We start from the raw sequence: 22,191 nt of genomic DNA, 5'->3' as shown, positions 1-22,191 counted from the left end.
GGGAAGCTCGTCGTCGGCAAGCTGTAGTACAAGGCAGCAGTGGCGGAGTCCGGTAAAACTTGCTAGGCCATTTGCCGAACACCAATCCATGGCGCGTTTCGCTGCCGTAGTGCGGGCCTAACAATGAATCGTTGGCGCAATGGCCGTCCCCCGGGCGACGTCGGTTTCCGCTACGTACTGGAGGCGCCATTGACTAGACGGCTCCATTTGCGTACTGCGTCACAGCACCGAATGCGACTAAGAGTACGGTCCTCATTCTGGGGGATTACTTTGTAGTCGAGGTGCCTATAGCACCGCATCTTAATTCAAACCTCTGCGCCAGCTGGCCCTATTAAAGTGGCCGAATATGTGCGTATGTCCACGGACCACCAAAAATACTCTACGGCGAACCAGGCCGCAGCCATTCGTCTGTACGCAGCCGAGCACGGTATGGACGTGGTCCGTACATACGAGGACGACGGAAAAAGCGGGCTTGAAATTGGCCGCCGGTATGGATTGCAGGAACTTTTGCGAGACGTCCAGGGCGGTGGCGTCAACCTCGTCCGTTCAGTGACGGAGGGCGACTTCACGGAGGCGCAGTTCCGCGCCCACCAGGTGGGGACCATCGCTTGGGCTGAGAACAACGCAGCTTTGGGCAAGGCGGCCATGAATTTGGAAGTGGCTTTGCGGGACGCGGACGCACAGCTAGCCGGGGTCACGAAGATCTTCTGACGTATCTTCTGGCTGAATTGGATGCGGTGCTGAAGCCGTTGCGCGAAGAATAAGCGGCGAGTTCGCCGCGTTGCTCTGGACAGATTCCCCGGTAGTGGGTCCGAGCCTCCCCGTCGTGCACCCGCCATGGCGAATTCTGCGCTTTTCGCTCCCTCGTTTTATCTGCCTAAAGCTGTAGGTGCTTTCCTACACAATGAGTGATTATGAGCAGCTTGGTGCTGCTGACCACCTCGTGATCGCTGCACGTGCTTAGGGGCACTACCGTGCGGCCGGGGCATCTAAGAATCATCACCTCTTTAAAAGTAAGTAAGCAGCGCCCGATACGAGAAAGACGGCATACGCTACCATTGTGAGAATTACACTCGCCCGTAGCGAATCTATTCGCCTCAGTCTCCGATCGGTAGCTTCTTTGCAGAGCGATATTAACGGGGCGATCTGCCATTCGACGGCCTGCTTGCTGGAGCTGCGCAAAGCACCGTAGAGATCAAGCGCAACTAGGTCGAGAGCTCGCTGCACGTCATACATATCTGAAGGGGACGAAAGTCCGCGCCAAACCAAACTGACATAGGATGCACGAGGGTCGATAGTCGATTCAGAAGCTATATGAATTATTGGCGTTGAGCGCACAATGTACGCCTTCATTGCTCGTGTCTCCTTTCTGACGCTTCGGAGTATCTGAAGATATGAAACATTCCGCCGATGCTCAGCGATATGACTGGCTTCATATATACCGTGGTCGAGTCCAATGAGATCTAAATTTAAGTCATTAGATCTCACAAGGACCCCTCGATGAGGCCCGATCGGGCCCATTAAGGCAAAAGATACCGGCGAGTTCAGCACAGTAACCTCCTCTGTTTGCTCCGGCCTCATCTCAGGGTGATAGGGACTGGGCGGATTGTGAGAGTCGAATTTGCTCATGACATTTACCAGCCGGAGATTGTATTTGTGAGCAGGGTTTGATCGAGCGTATTCCAGTTACTGAAAATACTAGCTGTGACAGGCTTGTTAGTTAGGTTGTCCCAGAGCTTAATCTGCTCGCTAAACCAGGATTGAAGATCGACTGCATCAGGGCCGCTATTCCAAAGGTCTTTCTTGTTAAAGAGAATATGTACACGCAGAGATCTCAGGCCTTTGTTTACTATATGCCGCCGCAGTTGCTCAAGAAATTGAGAATGTTCAATTAGCCTTTCGGGCTTCATCGATTCGGTGTTGCTGTCGGCATGATCAACAAATATAAGAAGGGCGTTTGCACTATCGGTGATCTGAAACTGCTGAGAAAACTGTTGTCCGGCGGCATCAAGGATTGCAATGTATTTCTTTGACGCGCCTGGGAGCTGAACGATCATCGCATAGGGACTATCCGTTCTCGAGCCATCCGGAACTTTTGCGTTCAAGTTGTCCATGAGCGTGGTTTTCCCGACCCGGGACGCGCCCATTAATGCCACTCTGGTGACAGGTAGCTTGATTCGATCGAGATCGCTCAATGCCAATTTCTCACCACAGCAATCCGAAGCGTCGCGCTTTTTCTCAGGTAATCCTGTCGATAGCACGTAAACAATCGATGCACATAGAAACACCGTGCCGCCAATAGTTACAATAGGAATTGAAATCACCGCGCTTGCTGCAGTTATACCAAGGCTTACTAGCCCAACAATTCCCCCTGTCGAGTTTGTCGATGCGGTGATTCCCTTTCGGTAGTCCGCCCACCATTGCTTGTCCATGCATCCCCCGTTCTGTGCTTCTATTATGCACATAAGGGACTGCCTGGACGACACCAGGGTGCGCGCCATGATGGCCCCGAGGTCGCCCGCATGGCCATGGAATGAGCGCTACTCGACGGCCGGGCGATATTTCCTGGCTGAAGCTACTTGCCAGCATCGGGTTGGGCAGACGTGGCTCACATAGGTGTAGGTAGCTCGCACCTGGCACTACGATAGAAACCTGGCACAAGTTACCGATTGCTTGCTCGTCGACCCGGCGAACCGTTTCGTCCGTGGGGGCCAAGTCGCGTTGTAAAGAACGAAGAGCTGACGGGCTCCGCGGGTGCCGAAGCTACGTTGACCTCGCTTCGCGAAAAAAAGCTACGGAGCCGTCGACAAGGCTCACTTGTCCTTCCATCGGATCGTTCTTACGCGTGATATCTTTGCTTGGCAGCAGAGCGCCAATGATTAGACGATTGAAAGGACCCGCTAGCAGAGCGTCGTGATAGCGGGTCATAGCGCGGTAACCAGCGATGGCGTTCGTCAGGTCCACAGCCGCGCCGGCAATCAGGTCCGCCAACTGGATTTGCGGAAGCTGCGCAGAGTCGGCGAAGGTCAATTCGGAGATGCGAAGGGGCAGCTCCGTTGTTCGATCCCCGTAGCCGATCCGGCGGCTCGTCAGAGGCGTCATCATCAGACGCAGGAAGGCTTCATTGCGACGGAGCGGCTTCGAAATATCGTGCGTCACCTCGAACATGCCTGCGGAGTCCGCCATCCAGAAGTTGACGAGCATGATGAATAGATCAGGCATCGGATCGAAGACGGACAGATCGTCATAGCCCGTTATGAATTCGCCAAGCCGCCCCCGCGTGGCCCACAAGCCGGCCGCCTCGGAACCAAACTCACCGCCTACTGCCAGGCTTGTAGCTTCGTCAAGCACGTCATTGTAGCGCTGGAATGCGGCTCGAGAAGGATTTCGTAGCGCGGCTAATAACGCCGCCAAAAAAAGAATCCATCGCCCGTTCGGGAAAATATGTGGCCCGGCGTAATAGAACATGTGAGCCATGTTGACGTGCGCGTCGCCGGCATAGAGGTCGATACCGCGCTCATACAGCGTCGGCTCGACTATCTTGTCGACCAGATGCACCACCAAGTAGTAGCGCTTATCAGCGACGACTGCCTTGGTCGTTGCCGGCGCAATGAGATCGGATGAAAAAAGGTCAAGTAAGGCCCGTTGCCCTCGGTCCGTACCTTTTAAACGACTATACTTAGCCTCGCGTTGCCCCGATCGAAGCAACGGTGCCAGCAACGCTTGTGCTTGCTCACCAGTAAGCGACGTAGAGGCCAGCCCAGCGACCGGTTGTTCGCCGTTTAAGAGGTCCAGGCCGGTGTTGCCGGATTCGTCAAAGTAAAGTTTCAGCTTGTGCCCCCCAGCCCTGTCTCGAACGCATCTGAGATCTAACGTTAATTGACGGTCACGGCCTTTAGATCACGGTAAGCGGCGTTAAGAATACGCCCATTGCAGCATGCCAGTTGATACACAGCGTCTGCTACCAACTGCGGAGCCGCGCCCGTCATCAGGTTACAAAAATCTGCTCGGACCGTGTGGCAACCGACACTTGGACCTCCGCGCTAGCGATTCCAACGGTCAATCGCGTCGATATCCAATCGCCATACTCAGTGACCCACCCACGATGAATCCTCACTTGTACCTCGGCATATTCATGAATTTGCTGAAAATTGCGCCGCTCACTAGCTATGGCGTATAGGCATGCCCATCTATGGTGTTTTAGCCACTGGACGGAATGGCATAGGTACAAACGCACAAACTATGGTCAATGGCGTTTATTACCCGGTCAGGAGCTGAACTTAGCTGCGACTGATTGGGTAATTGCGCGGACGAACGCGAGGTTGGCCGACTGGCACTTTGACTGCCCTGCAAACCGGTACGATTGCGGTGCAGACGAGGCCCGGTTTCAACTTGGCGACGGCCGAAGCGAGCGCTGGTTCGAGCACAACTTCGGGTGCCGAAGAGAGATGTAGGGCCTTTACTCTAGGCCACGCATAAAATCGCGCGTGAAAATGATCAGCAATAGGCGTGCACCGAAACAATCTAGCGACAAGGTAGCTGCAATCACTCGTCGTCGAGAACCATGCGCTGGGCTTCAAGCAATCGAATCAATTTGCCCAGCTCCTTGGAGCCAAGCTCCCCTTGAACAAGCAGTCGGTAGCCCGTGTCCTTAGACAAGGGTCCACGAAGGAGTTCGCGCTCCCCAGCGACCACCGGAGGTTCCGCCACCAATGGCATTTCCGGTGCGGCTCCGCTCTTCTTTGCGCGGACTTCCACCAGGGTTTCAGTCATCGGAATTCCCGTAGTACTACCTTCAACGAACACCCATCTTTCTTCGTCTAAGACTTGGACGGCTCGTACTCGCCGCGCGGTGTCGAATTGCAAAACTCCTCCGCTTTCCCACTGAATCAAATCGCCGACTTCAGGGTTTCGTTCGACCAGTTCTTCAGCAGAAGGCGTTTTGACGCCCACTTCCGTCTCAATTTTACCTGAACTTTCAATTCGAGCGAAGGCCAGCGATGCCCGCAGGTTTTTGACAACTGAATCAGCCGCGCCCGACGATAAATCTCTCTGAGATACAAGATAGTGCCTAAGCGTGTGATCAGACGGCAACCCTACAGCGGCATATTTCGTAGCCAGTTCGTCAAACAACTTAGGGGTTAGGGCAGCTTTTCTAAGAGCCGCAATCCAATCTTTCGATTGCTCGTCGTGCAGCAGGATATCCAGCGCAAGCTGGCTCACCGAGACGCGTCGTGACTCCCCAAGACCTTCGTCTTTAAGCAGTCCATAGTGCACCAGGGTGGCTACGGTTTGTCGACCGCCACTGCTCTTTTCCGAATAGCCCCACGTCTTCACCGCCGAACTTACAGGGACCGGTGCCCGGCCCTCGCTTTTAAAAAACTTCCGCACACGTCCTACGGCTTCTTCCAAGTCGATATATGGGAACGACGGGCCTCGACTGGCGCCGGTCGAACCTTTCGATTGATCTTCGCTCTCAGCCATGGCCCATCCCTATTTAGATATACGGATGATATCGTGTTAGTTCAGATTGAGCAAGACTAACCCAGTCTCTTATTAGTCTCGTAGTCCTCAGAAGGATTTGACTTATTATGAGACCGGAGTATTCTGTAGGTGTGAACAGGGGTTCAACCGTCGGTCGCGTATTCCCTTGCGCACAAAAAAAGCCCAAGACCGGGGGGTCGATGGGCTTTGGTACAACGGCAAGGAAGTTGAGCGTCCCTCTACCGACTGCACGTCTTTGCGAGACACCTCATTGTACCAACTCTGAGGAGTGCAGGCAACAATCGCTCTTGATTTGCAAGGAGAAATGCGATGATTGCACTGCCGATCAAGCGCAAGAACGTCTTCGTGCGAGCTTACCTCCGCTTCCGCTTCGGCAAGTTGGAATTCGTAACTCAGCACTTCCGTTCTTCGCCGCACCAGTACGTGTTGTTCGCTTAAAAGGAGAGGCGCGCCTTCGAGCGCGCCCTTCCCTACCGTTCTCGGCATCCGTTCTGGGATGACCCGGGCTCTCGCCAGCCCTCCCGTCGGCACATTCCCGTACGAGTGAGAGTCTTTCTGGCGGCGCTTGAAACTGCCTTGTCGGCCGGGCCTTGAGATGGCGGTGAAACACCCTGCTGAGCAAACGCTTTCGCGATCGCATGATACTTTTAAGCATGTATCCAAGCTAATTAGCGATTCATAGTATCTTCCTCTCTTCGTAAAGTATGTCCGTCGCATAGATCAACCCGAGCGGGAATGACACCGCCTTCGTGGGTTTCACGCCACGCGACGTCGACTAACTTACTTTCACGAAGGAAGAGCCATGAACGCCTTACTCCAGCTTCTCGCCAAATCAGGTCTGTTGAAGAAAGACCTCGACTACTACCTGCTTCGTGCAGCCATGGTCGTCATCTTCGCGTGGTTCGGATACGACAAGTGGTTCCAATCAGAAATTACTGCACTCGCACCTTTGATCCAGCAAGGGCCGCTGATCTTCTGGACGATCCCAATGCTGGGCATTCACGGGACGGCCATTCTGCTTGGCACCGCCGAGTGGACATTCGGATCACTTTTGCTACTGGGTTTCTGGAACAAAAAGCTTGGCATACTGGGTGCCCTTGGATCCATCGCAACGTTCGTCTCTACCCTTACCATTCTCCCGTTCGTACCTGATGGCTGGGATGCCGGCGCGGGTGGCTTTCCCGCTATGGCAATGAATGCGGCGTTTCTTCTGAAAGACCTGGTCTTGCTGGTGGTCTCGATCTACCTACTGAGGGCGGACGTGCTCCGCTCGCTCAACCGGCAATGCGAGATCTAAGGCGCGTCAAGGTCGAAGGATTCATTCGTTCGACCTTGAAACCACGCGTATCGGCCGCGTCCCGATCCTCGCCCCGGTAACTTCATCGATGGCCACAGCCTTGATCTCCGTGCCCGTCTCCGCGTCAAGGAAGCGCGTCATCTCCCCGCCGCCACGGTGTTGACGTCCCCAGGCGCCGATCATGAAGAGCACGGGCAGGAAATCCCGGCCGGCCGGCGTCAACAGATATTCCTCGCGAGGGGGATGCTCGGAGTAGCGGTTTTTCTCCAGCAGCCCTCCTCGGTCAGCAGAGGAACTTTCAACATTCGCGTTGGTGCCGAGCTCCATCGAAAGGACACGCGCCCGAGAACATATCGCGGGCCGTGTTTAACGCGGCCTTTCGTTTGAATGGGCGACTCTCCCGTGACAGTCCCTTGGGAGGGTTCCACATGAGCTACGTCGATGGTTTCGTCTTACCGGTACCGCTGGACCGGCTGGCCGATTACAAGAAGATGGCCCGGAAGGCCGGCAAGATCTGGATGGAGTACGGTGCGCTGGCTTACAGCGAATGTGTCGCCGACGACGTCAAGCCAGGTAAATCCACCTCGTTTCCCCAGTCCGTAAAGCTAAAGGAAGGCGAGACCGTGGTGTTCTCCTGGGTGGTCTATGAGAACAAGCGCGCCCGCGATCGCATCATGAAGAATGTCATGGAAGATCCGCGACTTGCCGAATTCATGGATCCCAAGACCCTGCCTTTCGACGGCAAGCGGATGTTCTTCGGCGGGTTCAAGCCCATCGTCGAATTCTGACGCAGCGCTGCGAGAACAGGGGTGCCTTCATACACTTAGTCAGAAGTCACCCCTCAAACCGCCCCGTACAACCCCCGCGCATACTCATACTCCGCCAACATTTCCTCGAAGCTCAATGCACGCGTCCAGATCGCGGCATAGCGAGTAAGGATCGCGCCCTGCTCGGCCGCATCGCCGCCGTCCTTCCATGCGTTGATCAACACCTTGCCGTTGAGCGGTCGGTTGGCGAGGCCAGCGTATGTCTCCTCGCGTAGCGCTTCTTCATAGCTGGGGCAGAGGAAGCGCACGCTGCCTGTGGTCGCGTCAATCGAAACGATGGCGAAGCGGGGCTTGTAGCGTGTGTCCACCGCCTGGGCGGGCCCGCTGGTGACAGCTTTCTCGCTGCCAGTGACGGCCAGGCGGAAGCTGGTGAGTTCCGAGTTGGCCCGTGCCGTATCGTATTCATGCTGCAGCGCGGAGCCTGCCTGATGCGGACTGAAGCCCTGGTAGGTGCTCACCGCACGCCCTGCGTTGATCGACGGCCCCACACCGTAAGGGCTGCTGAAGATGGCCGCGAAGGTGATGCTGGCGGTCTCGTCGATGTCGGTCTGGAAACCCTGCGTGTTGTTCGCCGACTGCACCCCCGACGCGGTGAAGCTGGGCCGGCCGATCAGGGTGAGTGCGGCGCTGCCGCTGCCGGACTGGTCGATGATATCGCTGCGAGCATTGCCGTTGAAATGCCATTCGCCCGCGGGTTGAACCCGACCAACCCAGCCCAGCGCGACGTCGGCGACCAGCGCGTAATTATGCATCGGCCGCTTGGAACCATTGCTGGCCACATAGAAGTCGGCCTCGCCGGCACTGTCGCGGATGTTGCTACGCGGACCAGCCTTGCGACCGGCCAGGGAGGCCGGCTCCGCGGGATCACCCCAACCCAGTGTGACCTTCGCCGCGGTGTCCGGCAGCTCAGTCTTGAGAGACACCTGCAAGGTATCGCTGGCGACTACCCGCACCCCCGCGATGAGATTGTTGTCACCGGGACCTGCCGGCACCAGCTTGTTGTTAGCGTCGCGCACATCCAGGCCGTAGTTGCGCGTCGGTGCAACCCAGCTGGTGTCGAGGGTCAGTACGCCGGCGGGCACGTTGAAGACCAGGTTGATCGTGGTGGCGTTGACCTTGACCGCCGTCAGCATGTCCAGCGCCGGGTTGCGCAAGGCGACCCCCGCCGAACGGTCCTGGATCAGCTGATAGAGCGCGCGCGCGAAATAGCGTCCCTGCCAGCGATGGCTTTCGTTGTTCAGATGGAGCATCGGCTGGCCGCGCGATGATTCGTCGAAATAGTCGAACATGTACTGCGGATTGACCATGCGCATATAGGGGCTGGCCAGGCAGGCATCGCGCTGGGCCAGCGCGATGAACGGATTGCAGAAGGCCAGGCTGGTGGCGCCGTAACTGTTATGGCTGCAGACCTGCGCGATCATCCACAACGGCCGCCAGCTTTGCTCGGGAAGGTACACCTGGCAAAGCTTCAGCCAGTGCGCACGCTCCAGCGCGGTGAGCTTGGTCTTGTAGGTGGCGCGTGTCTCCGAAAGCCCGGTGGAATCGGCTTCGCCCTGTTGCCAGGTGGTTGCCAGCCAGCCGATGTTGCTGCCGTCCTTCTGGCCTTCGGCGCGCATCAGCGCCAGCATCGAGGTAAGGCGAAGCTTGCTGTCGTCCCAGCCCTGGTAACCCCCGGGATTGCTGTCCTCAAGGAAAGTCGCGAAATACCCGATCGGCCTGCCGCCCTCGCCGCTGGTGAAGGCACTGTAGCGACTGTACTGCGCCGAAGCCGGCACACCACTCAAGGTGGCGATGTATTCCACGAGACCGTCGGCGCAGGCATTGGTACCCACTTCGCCACCCGTGCCATGGCCGCCGTCATATTCCACCAGCGGCACCAGGCTCGTCATCGCGCTGGCATCGGTGCCAGGCCGCACGCCGCCATTGAAGGTGACGTTGGCATAGATCTGCTGCAGCGTAAGTGCCGGGCTGCCACCGGTGCCGACCGCGTTGGACTGGCCGTGGAACATGATCAACTCGCGCCGCGAACGAATGATCGTTTCGGCCGCATGAATGACAACGTCGCCTGTGGGGACAACCGTAGCCGCTGCCGCGGAGCCGTTCCATAGCCAGGACAACCCCAGGGTACCGGTGACACTCGCAAGTCCCAGGCCACCGGCACCGACGGCACTGTGCCGAAGAAACTGGCGTCGCGAAGGGTTCAGTTCCATTGGGCCTGCCGCGTCCACTGTGTTGCGCCATGGGCGAAGGTCGAGACTGCCATCCTCGCGACGTACGTGGAGGGAGACACGGTGGAAAATCCAATGCTTTTTCATCGGCATGCACTCCCCTTCGCCGCGCGAACGCGCGGTCAGGTCAACCAGGCTGTGGGTTGTGTGCACCTCACTGAGGAGCGCGTCGATGAAACGGCGAACTCTGGATGAGCTGCCAACACGATGTACCACGCGAGCCGGTCAAAATGTCCATTTGCCTCCGGCGAAAACCACGTTCAGCGTGCTTTTGTGAGCTACTAAGCAATCCGGTATGACAACCGCTTCGCAATTCCCACCTTTGGTGAAATCGCTTTTTGCGGAAAGAGTGCGTAGGCGCTTCAGCTATTTACCAGATCGGCGTAGCTGTCGATGCTCAAGAAGACGGGGACCGGATCCTTCACGGGCAAGCCGGTCACCAGGATTGCGCAGCGGGCAACGTTCCAACGAAAGGCACCCGCAGCCGATGCAATCGACGAACTGATCTCGAAGTTGCGTCAGACGGCGGATGCGTTCTTCCACATCCTCACGCCATGCCTCCGCTAACCGCTGCCAGTCTTCGCGCGACGGCACACGATTGTTGGGGAGGGTCGCCAGCACGGCCTGGATTTCGCCCAAAGAGACACCAGCCTGCTGCGCTACACGTATGAACGCGATGCGACGCAACACACCGCGGCGGTATCGGCGCTGGTTACCAGGGCTGCGCCAACCGCTGATCAGGCCCTTGGCCTCGTAGAAATGAATCGTGGAAACCGCCACCCCCGACCGCCGGGCGACGTCGCCGACACTTAGTTCCTGGGGAGGGGAATTTACCGCCATGGCCATTGACGCAGGCTAGCAGAAGAAATTGCTTGACCTCAAGTAAACATGAGGTTTTAGCATGCGGTTTCCCACCCATGGAGCATTGCCCGATGTCTACGTTTGATTCGAAGCCACTGTTCAGCATCAATGTCTTTACGCCCAAGCCCGGTCGCCTGGACGACTTCATAGCCGCTCAGTTGGACGCCGTCCCCCGGTTTGGCGGAGTCGACGGCTTGTCCGAATCTCGTCTGTATCGAGCCGAAGACGGATCGCGCGCCATCCTCGTGGCAAGGTTCGAGAGCATCGACGCTTTTCATAAATTACAGAACAGGCCCGCGTTCCAGGCTGAGCGGGCCAGGCTCTTGCCGTTGCTTGAGGGCACGCAACCCGGCTTCTATCGCCTAATCCGCGAGGTCACTTATTGATCAATACACTCAAGGGCGAATCCTGCGTCCGTCTTCTGCGAACTTACGCCACGATGGTGGAGTGCTTTGGACTCGGTTATATCGGTTGTCCCGCCGGCACAGGCCGTCTCAAAGTACGTGCGCGAAATACTCTTTCAGGCGATCCTCGTTTACGCCCATCTCACCGTTCCACCAACACGCCGGGTAGGGCATGTCTACGAAACGACGATGGGGCTCTGGGCGGTTATCAGCTGGAATGAAGACATCTGAAAAACCGGGGTGAGTAGAATTCGCCAGTACGTCGCAGAACCCGAGAATGGCAACGATGATATCCCGCTCGCTTTTGTTTGCTTTAAGAGACTCAGGAAATCGAGAGTGCAAGGTTGAAGCCGTCGTCATGGCCGCCGAGCTCCGTATACGCCCAATCAGCTCCTGGAAAATCATGATGTCCTCGGTAGTGGGCGTCGGCGCAGGACCCTCGGCAAAGAGACTCAAATCCATCACGGCATACACGAGATCCCGATGACGCACACCACCCCACTTCATTCTTTCGAAGTTGAGCACGTTGAAATCGTGCTCGTGGCCATTGAAATAGAACCCGCATAACGTACAAGATTTCCCAGACCCCTGAGCTTCATGCGGAATAAAATGCTGGAATACCGAGTAGCTTCCCATGACGGAGCGCCAGTCAAGCCTTCTGGTAGACAGGCTCGAAAGAAATGCGTCGACGACAGTGCGTCTGTCAAGACGATCCACAAGCGCACACGTCGTATTGGCCGCTTGATCGTGATCCATGTACACGGGGTCGAACATCACGCCCTTCGCCTTGGCGTACATTAAGTCATCCGCCGATATAACGCGCTCGGAGTCGCGCTTCCAGCCGGCGGACGACCAGAACGTGTTGTGCAGTATCTTCATTGCCCGCGGATCGACGATGTCGCTCATGGCCAAAGTCACTGGTTAGACTTGCAGGCGGTAACATACATCGCGGCGACCTTTATGGCTCGCCCGGTAGTTCACCACTCCAGGGGGGAGACCAGGTCATGCGTCCAGCCATCGTGGCTCTTGCAGTTTCCGTATGTATCGCCGGTTGCGCGTCTCCATCGTCGCCGAAGGCGGACACCGGTCGCCATATCGACATCGTCACCAGCCCGCCGGCTGCTCCAGACAGTGCCTTCTATGCCATGGACGACGACGGCCAGAAGGTCGTCCACGCCATGCAGATGGTCCAGGACGGCAAGATCCAGGCGGCCATCGACGGCCCGATCAACGACGTGATCGCCAAATACGAAAAGGAGTATGCCGGCAAGCAGGTGTACTCCGCGCGAGGCGGCGCAGAAGGCATCTTGTACGGGCTACTTGGAGCCGCCGACGCGGCCAAATCAAGTACCAAGGCCAGGGCGCATATCATCGTGATCGGCCCCTCCTGGGCCATGGCGTACTGGGCACGATCTTATGCATTGACCGAGATGAACCGCACGACGGAGGCTGAAGCCGACCTTCGCAGGGCCCTGGCGCTCTCGCCGATGGACAGCCAGTTCAAGAACGAACTGGCTTACCTGCTCATGCGTCGCGGCGAGATATCGGAGTCCCTGACGCTATTCCAGGAAGCCGAGGCCAATGCCGAGCTAACATCGCCGTACCCTGTCGATATCAAGTGCGTTGCCCTGCGCGGACAGGGCTATGTCCTGGTCGAGCTTCATCGCCTGGACGACGCGGAGGCCGCCTATCGAAAATGCATGGCGCTGGTGCCGGACGAGCCCAAGTCCAAAGCCGAGCTTGGCTACATTGCCGAGCAGCGCAAGAAGGCCGCGAGCAAATAGTCGAGACGAGGCGCTTCAGACGATAGCGACGTTGATATGGACGAGCGCCTTCAACGGACTCCACACACCCTACTCCGACAAGGCGCGAGACCCGATATACCCGCGAATCCGCTCCGCATCCTCAGCCATCGGGTTGTACACGATCATCCCCAGGTCCGGCCGCCCATCAACGGCGAACGCCGAGAACTCCATATCCAGCACGCCCAACTCCGGATGATGCAACCGCTTCATCCCCTCGCCATACGCATGGACATCATTGGCAAGCCACATCTCCCTGAACTCGGGGCTTTGAGCGGACATGTCCTCCACGAACTGCCCGATCTCGGCAGCGGCGCCTGTGCGCACGGCGTCCGCACGAAACGCACCCACGACGAAACGGGCCATGGCATACCAGTCCTCCTGTGCAGCCCGTACCCGCGCATTGGAAAAAATCAGCCGAAGAATATTCCGCTCGGCGGGAGGCAGCTTGCTGTAGTCGGTAAGAAGTGCCGCGGCGGCGCGATTCCAGGCAACCACATCCCATAGGGCGTTCTTCACGATCGCAGGGCTTATTTCGAACGCATCAAGCACGCGCTGAAGCCGCGGCGTCACTCCCTCGGTGGGCTTGAAATGCACCTCCGGCAGATGGCCCAGACCGATCATGAAGAGGTGCTCGCGTTCGGGCTCCGTCAGCATCAGCCCTTCGGCGATGCGGTTGAGGACCTCCGCCGAGGGCGCGCCGCCGCGGCCCTGTTCCAGCCAGGTGTACCAGGTGGGGCTGATGTTGGCGCGCTGGGCTACTTCCTCGCGGCGCAGTCCCGGCGTTCGCCGCCGGCCGCCCGTGAATCCGAAAGTCGCCGGATCGAGCCGGGTGCGGCGATCCCGAAGGTAGCTTCCGAGCATGTTTCCGGCGGGGGTGGGCATGGCGATCCTGTTGGTTTCTATACCACGATAACGTCACTACTTTACCAGTATGAACTGGCCGATATCGTAGTTACAACCATCACCACGGGAACCTCTCATGCGCATTTTCCTTACCGGCGCGACCGGCTTTATCGGCTCGAAGATCATCCCGGAGTTGCTTGCAGCCGGGCACACCGTGCTGGGCATGACGCGATCAGACGACGGCGCACGAACGCTTGAAGCCATCGGCGTCGACGTTCATCGCGGGACACTGGAAGAACCGGATACCTTGCGCGATGGCGCCGCCAAGGCGGATGCCGTGATCCATACCGCCTTCGACCACAACTTCGCCAACTTCGCGGCGATTTGCGAGAAGGATCGCCGGGCGATCAGGGCGATGGGTTCGGCGCTGCGCGGTTCTGACCGTCCGCTGCTGATCACTTCGGGTACGGGCATGGGTTCCACGCCGGGCAAACCCGCCACCGAGGACGTGTTCAATATCGAACATCCCAATCCACGGAAGGCGTCGGAGATGGAAGGGGCCGAGCAACTGAACGCCGGCGTCGCTGTGTCGGTGGTGCGGCTGCCCCAGGTGCACGACACCTTCCGCCAGGGGTTGATCAGCCCGTTGATCGCGGTGGCCCGCGGTAAAGGCGTGTCGGCCTATATCGGAGATGGCCAGAACCATTGGCCCGCGGCGCATGTACTGGATGTTGCCCGGCTCTACCGCCTGGCCATCGAGCACTGCAAACCAGGCACGCGCTACCACGCTGTTGCCGAGCAAGGCATCTCAGCTCGAGATATCGCCGAAGTGCTGGGTAAGGGTATGGGGCTACCGGTGAAGTCGATCCCGGCGAGCGAGGCGGCCGATCACTTCGGATGGCTTGCTGCGTTCGTCGGTCTGGATATGCTGGCGTCGAGCGATTGGACGCAAAAGGCGCTGGGTTGGCACCCAACCGGACCGACGTTGCTGCAGGATCTCGCACGAATGGATTATTCGAGCCCGCACCTACCGTACGGCAATTAATCCGTAGTGGAAGGGGCAGCTTGCCGTCAGGTCCACGGGATATACGTGCAGGAACCCTGCCTCCGATAGCCACCGCCCGCATTGCTGTGGCGTCGGCCGAATGGACGCCGGCGGGCCTCGCGGCGTCGGAACATCGGTCCGCCAGTGCATGATCGATATCCGCCCTCCCGGCTGGAGAACCCGGCGAGCCTCAAGCAGCAACGCCAGGGGCCGCTCCAGATGCAGGAGGTTGAACACGAGAGCATCGGTCTGACTGGCGGACGGTAGCCCGGTGCCGGCGGTGACGAAATCGCGCTGCAACGCTTGCAAATTCACCAGGCCGCTGCGGACAGCCTTGCCCTGCGTGGCGGCAACCATCTCAGGCTCGATATCCAGTGCGGTAACGCGGCCACTCGCGCGACGCGCGAGGGCCACCGTGAACGTGCCATAGCCACACCCGAATTCGACAGCCTGGCCGACCGGCCGATCAGCGCCCAGGAACGTATTCATCGCCCTTCCGGCGTCGAAGAAAGGCGTCCAGTCAGCTTCAGCGGGCATTCCGCTTTCCCGCACTTTCATCGCCTGGCTTGCCTATCGATGCTCCTCGGCATCAATATCTCCTCTAACTCCATAGCGGGCGGCGTCCCACGGAAGGCATGACCATCATCCCGAAGCAGGCTACATCCAAGTGAATGGCGGCAACAGCGAAGGGCGTCGCGCGCGCCATGGATGAAGGCGGTTCGGGTTCAAGATGGGCCATTGCCGTCCTCGTGGCCGTGCTCGCACTGGGCACCGTGGCCGCCTTTTATGCGCTGCGCCTGGCGCGCCCCACGGTGGGGCCCGTCGTCGCGCTCCCAACCCCGTCCATCGCACCGACCGTCGAACTGTGGCTGAGCACGGCCGATCGCCGACTGAAGCTGGCGCGGCAGCCCGACATCGCGATGGTCGAACGCGGCTCGCTGCACGCCGATATCGTTATCGATGTCCAGAAGACCTATCAAACCATGGACGGTTTCGGGGCGGCGATGACGGACTCTTCCGCCTGGCTTCTCCAGAACAAGCTCAATGTGCTGCAGCGCGCTGCCTTGTTACACGAGCTATATGGGCCGCCGCCCAACCTCGACCTGAACATGATGCGCCTGACCATCGGCGCTTCGGATTTCTCGCGTGAGATCTACACCATGGACGACATGCCCTTCGGGCAGGTCGATCCGCAGCTCGAACACTTCAATGTCGCGCCCAACAAAACCTACTTGATACCCACGGTGCGCGAAGCTCTCGCCATCGATCCTGACCTGCGCATCATCGCCTCGTCATGGACGGCGCCGGCGTGGATGAAGGACAACGGGAATCTGCTTGGCGGGACCTTGCTGGAAGAGTACGAAGGCGCGTACGCGGACTACCTGGTCAAGTATCTCGACGCTATCCGAAGCTACGGCATCCCGATTTTCGCGTTGACTGTGCAGAACGAACCCAACTTCGAACCACTCACCTATCCGGGCATGCGGTTGAGCGCGGAGCAGCGGGCGCGCCTCGTCGCGCAGTACCTGGGCCCGAAACTGGCCAAGCGCAAATCGGCCACACGCATCCTGGAATGGGACCACAACTGGAACCATCCCGAGCAGCCCACGAGCGTGCTGTCCAACCCTGATGCCGCGCGCTATATCGATGGTGTTGCCTGGCATTGCTATGAAGGCAGCCCTCATGCGCAGGGCGCTGTACACCGCCAGTTTCCCGACAAGGATGTCTATATCACGGAGTGTTCCGGAGGCGATTGGGCATCGGGCATCAACGGCGAGCTGATCTGGTTTTCCCGTGACCTCTTGATCGCCGGGATCAGGCAGTGGGCTCGCGCCGTGGTGTACTGGAACCTGGCGCTCGACGAGAATTACGGTCCGCATTTCGGCGGATGCGCCCTGTGCAAGGGCATTGTCACCATTGACTCGATCACGGGGGCGGTAAGCCGCAACGACGAGTACTACGCCATAGCGCACTTCAGCCGCTTCGTCTTGCCCGGCGCCGTCCGGGTAAATTCCACCGCGACCGACAAGGGCATCGACAATGTGGCATTCCAGAATGCTACCGATGGATCGACCGTGCTGGTGGTGGTGAACAGCGACGAAAAAGCGCGCGATGTTTCAGTGGCAGAGGGCAAGACCCGTTTCCAGTACACGATGCCCCCGCGAAGCGTGGCGACCTTCGTATGGAGCCCGGACCAGGCAATCGCATTGGTGCGACGTGCGCTCTGGTGGTTGAAGAAGGCCTGGTAGCGCGAAGAAGCCTTGGGCGCACTTCCATGCCAGCCCGGCTCAGCTACCCTTACGGCGTCGCCTGCGGATGAAAGCTTCCGCGATAAGAACAATGCCAAGAGCCGCCAGGGTGAACCACGACTGCTGCGGCACCACGATGTGCCTGGTGGATGGGAACTGCGCAAGTATCCACTGAGTCGCTTCCAGTAATGCTGCCGCTATGACAACACCCGCGGCCGCGCCGAGCAGTGAAAACCTTCGCCGCTTATCCGCCTCCGGATCGAAGCGATCAATCAGTTCACCCTTGACGATGCCCTTCATGGCGACCTCCGCGATCGCAATTGCGTGTCGATCTTACATCGGAGAGTGTCGGGTAATGCACCCTAACGGCACGTGCCCGGGGGCAAGAAACTACGAATTGTCGAACGCCTCCGGTGCTACCAGGCTTGCCTATTTGCGTTCCCCGGCATCAATATCACCGCTAGAGCCCACCGCGGGATGCTCCATGGATGGCGAATTGATGACGACGCGTGCCGCGCACATCTCCACCTCCCGGATCCTATGCTGCTTCCTGGCACTGGTCGCAACCGTCACGTTCGCAAGATCGAGCGACCGGGACCAGCCGATGAAAGTTGCAAGCCACTACTTCTCGGGATTCCCGGCGCCGAATTCAAAGTCCGTGATAAAGGGAGCCGTAACGGTCACTCAAGGCACGCTGAAAGCAACGGGTATCTATGCTGAACTTTATACCGACGCAGATAGTGCTATCGACCGAGTAGTTCTTACCGGAACGCGCGCGCATGTTGAGGAAATAGGCGACGACGGCAAGCTTACTCGAGCCGACGCCGACCGAATTGACTACAACATCACCGCTGGAGTCGCCGTGCTAACGGGAAACGCGACCACCTTCAAGGCGGACAGCGGCAACGCCTCTGCCGATAAGATCACCTATAACCTCAATACAGGCGAACTGCACGGCACCAGTGCTCTCGATGGGCTGGTTCACATGACCATCATTCCGAAGCAAGCAATACACACACCTGATCCGACAACGCAGCCGCCGCCCTCAAAACCGGATAACCAGAAATGACCATTCCAGACGGCGCAGAGAGGGCTCGCCCCGTCCTGGGCGAGCGGACATACCACGCCACAAATTGAGCGTTAGAAGTGCCTTCTGCGAAGGCGCGCGCTATATTCCGCTGGAAAACAGGGGACAAGCGAGGGCGGCATGATCTGGTTCTGGCGCAGGGGCCCGCTGCTGGGCGAGGAGCTTACGGCGGCGCAGTTCGAGTGCTTCGCCTGGCTATTGAGGCACACCGGCGGCTACAACGATTTTCGCCAACGGGTTCTGGTGGTACCGAGCAGCAAGTTCTTCCGAACGACCGGCCAGACTGGCCACGGGTTGGCCGCAGCGCTGTTTGAGCAGACTCGGCGCCATGCCGTCATGGCCGACTGGCCCTGTACGATTGAACCGCAAGAAGACGATCCAGAAACAAGGGTATCCAGATACGCGTTCGTCCAGGATGCACCACAGGGACCCGCAGGCACGTTCCGTCGCAACGACGACGGCGTCTTGATCACATACCACCCAAAGAACGTGGGCGACGCGATGAGCTTGATCGCAACATTCGCGCACGAACTGGCGCATTACCGCACGGCAAACTTCCCAGAACCACCGCCTGGCGGATGGGAAGTATGGGAGCCGGCCACAGACTTGGCGGCCGTCTTCCTGGGGTTCGGCATCTTCCTTGCGAACACGCGCTTTCAGTTTTCGCATTTCACGTCGGCTGACTCGAGCGGGTGGAGGTGGAAGCAGCAAGGCTATGTGAGCGAAGCGGAGATCCTGCAGATGCACGCGATCTTCTGCGTGCTGCTCGAGCTGTCGCCGAAGGAAACGTTGGCGCATTTGAAACCGGCGCTGCGCGGGATATTCAAGCGTGTGTACAAGGAAGTCGTGGCTGATACAGCGCACGTGGCATACCTTCGGGAAATAGGTTCTACTTACACGCCGTGATCTCGGAAGCGAGGTCATTGCAACTGGCAGGGCGTTGGCGGCGGCTACCGGGAAATCGATTTGACCGACAAGGATTTAGAACCCGCACCTGCGTTGAAGGAAATCTTTAACGCCAAGCGCATCCGCCACATTGCGGACGAGGCGGGACAGGTTTCACCCGCCTTTAATCGGCGACGGTTTCTCGCCTACTGCATGGGCGACCTGGAACAGCTGTCGTTGATGGCACGTTTGCGCCGCGTGGCCGAAGGCCTGCATGCAGCGCTGCCAGGCGATTACCGGTCAAACATTCGGGTACTTCGTCAGTTGGCGCCGCGTTTGAACAACGGTTTCGTCACCATGGCCTTGCCGGAGTACGTCGCGCTCCATGGCACTGATGATTTCAAGACATCCATGGATGCGCTGAAGTTCTTCACGACATTCGGCTCATCCGAGTACGCGGTTCGTCACTTCCTCAGGCGCGATATGGCACGCACGCTCGCCGTCATGCAAACGTGGGCCCAAGACAAGAACGAACATGTCCGCCGCCTGGCCAGCGAAGGCAGTCGCCCGCGTTTGCCATGGTCGTTCCAGATCAAGCCGCTGATGCACGACCCATCGCCTATCGAACCCATCCTTGATGCCCTCAAGGCCGATCCCAGCCGGTATGTGCGGCGGTCCGTCGCCAACAGCCTTAACGATATAACCAAAGACAACCCATCCTGGGCGCTTGATCGAATCGAGCGCTGGCCTCTCAATAATGCCGGCACCGCCTGGATAGCCAAGCATGCGCTTAGGAACCTGATCAAGAAAGGTGACCCCCGCGCCTTGACGGTGATCGGCGCTGGTAAACCTGCGCGGGTGAAGCTCCGCGCACTTGGCATCTCGCCGAGCGCCATTACGCTGGGGCAAACGATCACGATTGCGTTCAAGCTCGCCTCGACCTCTGACGAAACCCAGCGTCTCGTGGTCGACTATGCAGTGCACTACGTCAAGAAATCGGGCGGCGTTGCCGCCAAAGTCTTCAAGTTGAAGACCCTGGAGTTGGCGACGGGAGCCGTTGAGCTAGTCCAGAAGAAGCAGTCGATCACGAACTTCACGACCCGTGTCCATTATCCCGGGCGGCATGAGGTCGAGATCTTCGTTAACGGCAAGGTCCACGGGCGTGCGGCGTTTGAGTTGCTTGCCGGCTAGCGCTATCCCTTGTCGCTGGCGTACTTGGCAATGTACTGGAGCACATCATTCGCGCCCTCGTCCGTCAGTAGGAGATCCAGCGGCGCCTGGTTACCTAGATATAGGTTCCGCGTGACCGCCCATTTGAAGAAGGCGCTGCGCGTCTTGCACACAGGAAGGGCAGCGTCGATCACTTTGGCCAGAAGGTCTGGGCGACCGTACCAAGATTCTGGTTTCGTAATAGCTTTCCGCTTCCCCTCTACTGAACGTGGCAGCTGGGCGGCCCGCAGGTCTTGTTCGTCTATAAATCCACGCGTCCAATGCGCTACACCGGAGAGGTCGGTGTTAGGTTGCCTAAGGACACCTCTTTCTCTCGGATTGGGAGCTGGTACCACCAGGCCGATGACGACGTCAGTCCGCTTCCTGATGAGTTGAAGCGCCGGTGCGATGTCAGTGTCGTTCGAGACGACAACGACCTGATCGACAGATCCTTGAATAGCGTCGTCGTAGAGCTGCAGGGCGATGTTGACGTCGGTCTGCTTCTCCTCGAGTTTCCAGACAAGGACCTTCTGGCAATCACGAGGCCACCTTCTGGGGTCACTTTGATCCACTGACCGCTGCGTCACCGCAGTCAGCGAGTAATAGCCTTTTATCACCTCGATCTGGCTACCCAGATGAGCTCGTAGCGCCGAGTGATAGATCATTTGCGAGGACACTGAGTCCGCTGCCTTCGCGGCCTTCTCCATGATTGTCGCCGTGAAGTATTTGACGCCGGCGTCGGTAAGTAGCTCAACGCCAGGTACGGTCTTGTGACCGGCAGGAATGTAACCGATGGAAGGGAGAATCCTTGACCCGAATAGCATCACTGGGTCGAGCCACTTATAGGGCGTCTTTCGCAAACGTCCGTAGTAGAGGTTATAGCCGTCGATATAGACGCGTGTCCGTAAGATCAATTTCCTTCCTTGGAAATGAAAAAACCGGCGCTAGGCCGGCTTTTTCCCCCAAGGGTCAGGAGGCTATACCTCAACGGATCCAAGGGTTAGTTGTTGGGGCAAATTATACGCTTGCCCGCTTCCTGATGCAACAGAACTTCCCACCAAGTGCTGACGTTCGCTCACGTCGTTCTAAGGGATTTGTTGGGGCGATCCGCGTGGATGGCGCGACGTCAAGTCCACCCTAGCGTGCCGAGACCTCGACATTTTCAATCGCCCTGATCGGCGGAACCGCCGGCACCTGCACCTGACCATCCAGTGCCTTTACCCGCAGTTCCAGCACAATGACCCAGGCCGGCGCGTCATCACAGATCTCGCGCATATGTCCGATCTCCGACTGCCATCGCCCAAGCTCCTCAGGCGAGCAAGCCACACGCAGAACGTTGTGGACCAGGTCATTCCGGCGCCGCCGAATCCGTCCCAGTCGCCGCAGCCAACGCCGAAATTCCACCAGGATGGGGTCGTGTCGGTCATACAGTAGCTGCGACACCTCGTGCAGAGTCGCCAGCTGACTGGTGAATTTCAGCCGCCTTAATACCGTCTGCGAATAGTCAACGTTTACGTGAGGAAGGCAGGCGGCGATGCACGATTCCAAACAGGACTCCACGCGTGCGGACATCACCATGACTTCGCCGACCAGGGCGTAGAGTTCGCTTTCATCCGTGACTTGCATCGATGCTCCGGGACCGTGGCCACCCCCGTGATTGGGGGTGGCGGCATGCCGGGCTCGAAAAACCGTGATGGTCGAAACGGTTCGGGCAAGGCCCGCACCGGCACGCCGCCATAGGCGACAAACGGAGCGCCGCGAATTGCTCGCGGCGTCCGCCAACCATCAAGCGGGTTTTCGAGACCCGGTTACCCCGACTGAGGTAACCCTGCAATGGTGCCGTTCGCGACGCTGGCAGTCGATAGTAAGCGTCTCAAAGTTCGCCGACATCTTCTATCGAAGCTTGCTCAATCTCCCGGTTCGATCTGCAGCGCAAGGAGCTAACT

The 22,191-nt window shown here is 58.5% G+C and carries 23 protein-coding genes; 11 read left to right on the top strand and 12 right to left on the bottom strand.

What is annotated here, in order from left to right; genetic code table 11:
- The first annotated feature begins 336 nt into the window (after nucleotides 1-336).
- Entirely contained in the window at nucleotides 337-711 is a 375-nt protein-coding gene (locus tag VGM61_RS16365) for a recombinase family protein (protein WP_331523947.1), read from the top strand.
- Between the two features lie 923 nt (nucleotides 712-1,634).
- On the opposite strand, the gene VGM61_RS16360 is transcribed toward VGM61_RS16365, so the two are convergent.
- From VGM61_RS16360 to VGM61_RS16350, 3 genes are all read right to left on the bottom strand, one after another.
- Nucleotides 1,635-2,432 carry a GTPase domain-containing protein gene (locus VGM61_RS16360; protein WP_331523946.1) on the bottom strand — a complete coding sequence of 266 codons (798 nt, stop codon included), beginning with the start codon at nucleotides 2,430-2,432 and terminating at the stop codon, nucleotides 1,635-1,637.
- Between the two features lie 331 nt (nucleotides 2,433-2,763).
- Nucleotides 2,764-3,831: a DUF3800 domain-containing protein gene (locus VGM61_RS16355; RefSeq protein ID WP_331523996.1), complete on the bottom strand. Its 1,068-nt coding sequence runs from the start codon at nucleotides 3,829-3,831 to the stop codon at nucleotides 2,764-2,766.
- Between the two features lie 714 nt (nucleotides 3,832-4,545).
- Nucleotides 4,546-5,484 carry a hypothetical protein gene (locus VGM61_RS16350; protein WP_331523945.1) on the bottom strand — a complete coding sequence of 313 codons (939 nt, stop codon included), beginning with the start codon at nucleotides 5,482-5,484 and terminating at the stop codon, nucleotides 4,546-4,548.
- Between the two features lie 330 nt (nucleotides 5,485-5,814).
- Between VGM61_RS16350 and VGM61_RS16345 the strand changes: the two genes are divergently transcribed.
- Both VGM61_RS16345 and VGM61_RS16340 read left to right on the top strand, forming a co-directional pair.
- Nucleotides 5,815-5,943 carry a hypothetical protein gene (locus VGM61_RS16345; protein WP_331523944.1) on the top strand — a complete coding sequence of 43 codons (129 nt, stop codon included), beginning with the start codon at nucleotides 5,815-5,817 and terminating at the stop codon, nucleotides 5,941-5,943.
- A gap of 364 nt (nucleotides 5,944-6,307) precedes the next feature.
- Nucleotides 6,308-6,802, top strand: a complete 495-nt coding sequence (locus tag VGM61_RS16340; protein ID WP_331523943.1) for a YkgB family protein — start codon at nucleotides 6,308-6,310, stop codon at nucleotides 6,800-6,802.
- Between the two features lie 21 nt (nucleotides 6,803-6,823).
- On the opposite strand, the gene VGM61_RS16335 is transcribed toward VGM61_RS16340, so the two are convergent.
- Nucleotides 6,824-7,129 (bottom strand): winged helix-turn-helix transcriptional regulator, encoded by a 306-nt coding sequence (locus VGM61_RS16335; RefSeq protein ID WP_331523941.1) that lies wholly within the window; start codon nucleotides 7,127-7,129, stop codon nucleotides 6,824-6,826.
- A gap of 101 nt (nucleotides 7,130-7,230) precedes the next feature.
- Here VGM61_RS16335 and VGM61_RS16330 point away from each other — a divergent pair, with 101 nt between their 5' ends.
- Nucleotides 7,231-7,590: a DUF1428 domain-containing protein gene (locus tag VGM61_RS16330; RefSeq protein WP_331523940.1), complete on the top strand. Its 360-nt coding sequence runs from the start codon at nucleotides 7,231-7,233 to the stop codon at nucleotides 7,588-7,590.
- Between the two features lie 53 nt (nucleotides 7,591-7,643).
- Here VGM61_RS16330 and VGM61_RS16325 read toward each other — a convergent pair whose 3' ends face one another.
- Together VGM61_RS16325 and soxR are read right to left on the bottom strand one after the other, a co-directional pair.
- Nucleotides 7,644-9,944 (bottom strand): twin-arginine translocation signal domain-containing protein, encoded by a 2,301-nt coding sequence (locus tag VGM61_RS16325; RefSeq protein WP_331523939.1) that lies wholly within the window; start codon nucleotides 9,942-9,944, stop codon nucleotides 7,644-7,646.
- 279 nt (nucleotides 9,945-10,223) lie between these two features.
- Nucleotides 10,224-10,697, bottom strand: coding sequence for a redox-sensitive transcriptional activator SoxR (gene soxR, locus VGM61_RS16320; protein ID WP_331523938.1), 474 nt, complete (start codon nucleotides 10,695-10,697; stop codon nucleotides 10,224-10,226).
- Nucleotides 10,698-10,789: 92 nt separating this feature from the next.
- Between soxR and VGM61_RS16315 the strand changes: the two genes are divergently transcribed.
- Nucleotides 10,790-11,104, top strand: a complete 315-nt coding sequence (locus VGM61_RS16315; RefSeq protein WP_331523937.1) for an antibiotic biosynthesis monooxygenase family protein — start codon at nucleotides 10,790-10,792, stop codon at nucleotides 11,102-11,104.
- A gap of 108 nt (nucleotides 11,105-11,212) precedes the next feature.
- Here the strand turns inward: VGM61_RS16315 and VGM61_RS16310 are convergent, their stop codons facing one another.
- Complete coding sequence (locus VGM61_RS16310) at nucleotides 11,213-12,028, bottom strand: hypothetical protein (protein WP_331523936.1); 816 nt, start codon at nucleotides 12,026-12,028, stop codon at nucleotides 11,213-11,215.
- A 98-nt stretch (nucleotides 12,029-12,126) separates the two neighbouring features.
- Here VGM61_RS16310 and VGM61_RS16305 point away from each other — a divergent pair, with 98 nt between their 5' ends.
- Nucleotides 12,127-12,906 carry a tetratricopeptide repeat protein gene (locus VGM61_RS16305; protein ID WP_331523935.1) on the top strand — a complete coding sequence of 260 codons (780 nt, stop codon included), beginning with the start codon at nucleotides 12,127-12,129 and terminating at the stop codon, nucleotides 12,904-12,906.
- 69 nt (nucleotides 12,907-12,975) lie between these two features.
- On the opposite strand, the gene VGM61_RS16300 is transcribed toward VGM61_RS16305, so the two are convergent.
- Nucleotides 12,976-13,809, bottom strand: a complete 834-nt coding sequence (locus tag VGM61_RS16300; RefSeq protein ID WP_331523934.1) for a helix-turn-helix transcriptional regulator — start codon at nucleotides 13,807-13,809, stop codon at nucleotides 12,976-12,978.
- 97 nt (nucleotides 13,810-13,906) lie between these two features.
- Here VGM61_RS16300 and VGM61_RS16295 point away from each other — a divergent pair, with 97 nt between their 5' ends.
- Nucleotides 13,907-14,815: an SDR family oxidoreductase gene (locus VGM61_RS16295; RefSeq protein ID WP_331523933.1), complete on the top strand. Its 909-nt coding sequence runs from the start codon at nucleotides 13,907-13,909 to the stop codon at nucleotides 14,813-14,815.
- Here VGM61_RS16295 and VGM61_RS16290 read toward each other — a convergent pair.
- Nucleotides 14,798-15,352, bottom strand: coding sequence for a class I SAM-dependent methyltransferase (locus VGM61_RS16290; RefSeq protein WP_331523932.1), 555 nt, complete (start codon nucleotides 15,350-15,352; stop codon nucleotides 14,798-14,800). The two genes, VGM61_RS16295 and VGM61_RS16290, sit on opposite strands and share 18 nt — an antisense overlap.
- Before the next feature lie 134 nt (nucleotides 15,353-15,486).
- On the opposite strand from VGM61_RS16290, the gene VGM61_RS16285 reads away from it, so the two are divergent.
- A complete protein-coding gene (locus VGM61_RS16285; protein ID WP_331523931.1) occupies nucleotides 15,487-17,064 on the top strand; it encodes a glycoside hydrolase family 30 protein in 1,578 nt (525 codons plus the stop codon).
- 39 nt (nucleotides 17,065-17,103) lie between these two features.
- On the opposite strand, the gene VGM61_RS16280 is transcribed toward VGM61_RS16285, so the two are convergent.
- On the bottom strand, nucleotides 17,104-17,364 hold the full coding sequence (locus VGM61_RS16280; protein ID WP_331523930.1) for a hypothetical protein: 261 nt from the start codon (nucleotides 17,362-17,364) through the stop codon (nucleotides 17,104-17,106).
- 184 nt (nucleotides 17,365-17,548) lie between these two features.
- Between VGM61_RS16280 and VGM61_RS16275 the strand changes: the two genes are divergently transcribed.
- The 3 genes from VGM61_RS16275 (at nucleotide 17,549) to VGM61_RS16265 (ending at nucleotide 20,227) form a co-directional block, all read left to right on the top strand.
- Nucleotides 17,549-18,133, top strand: coding sequence for an LptA/OstA family protein (locus tag VGM61_RS16275; RefSeq protein ID WP_331523929.1), 585 nt, complete (start codon nucleotides 17,549-17,551; stop codon nucleotides 18,131-18,133).
- 138 nt (nucleotides 18,134-18,271) lie between these two features.
- A complete protein-coding gene (locus VGM61_RS16270; protein ID WP_331523928.1) occupies nucleotides 18,272-19,057 on the top strand; it encodes a hypothetical protein in 786 nt (261 codons plus the stop codon).
- Between the two features lie 60 nt (nucleotides 19,058-19,117).
- Nucleotides 19,118-20,227: a DNA alkylation repair protein gene (locus VGM61_RS16265; RefSeq protein WP_331523927.1), complete on the top strand. Its 1,110-nt coding sequence runs from the start codon at nucleotides 19,118-19,120 to the stop codon at nucleotides 20,225-20,227.
- Nucleotides 20,228-20,229: 2 nt separating this feature from the next.
- Here the strand turns inward: VGM61_RS16265 and VGM61_RS16260 are convergent, their stop codons facing one another.
- Complete coding sequence (locus VGM61_RS16260; protein ID WP_331523926.1) at nucleotides 20,230-21,159, bottom strand: NYN domain-containing protein; 930 nt, start codon at nucleotides 21,157-21,159, stop codon at nucleotides 20,230-20,232.
- A gap of 223 nt (nucleotides 21,160-21,382) precedes the next feature.
- Entirely contained in the window at nucleotides 21,383-21,871 is a 489-nt protein-coding gene (locus VGM61_RS16255; protein WP_331523925.1) for a hypothetical protein, read from the bottom strand.
- Nucleotides 21,872-22,191: the final 320 nt, after the last annotated feature.

The sequence above is a fragment of the Pinirhizobacter sp. genome (genome assembly GCF_036499745.1).
Taxonomy (GTDB): domain Bacteria; phylum Pseudomonadota; class Gammaproteobacteria; order Xanthomonadales; family Rhodanobacteraceae; genus Pinirhizobacter.
Note: the sequence above shows the minus strand (reverse complement) of the source record. Positions and strands in the feature narration are given on the sequence as shown.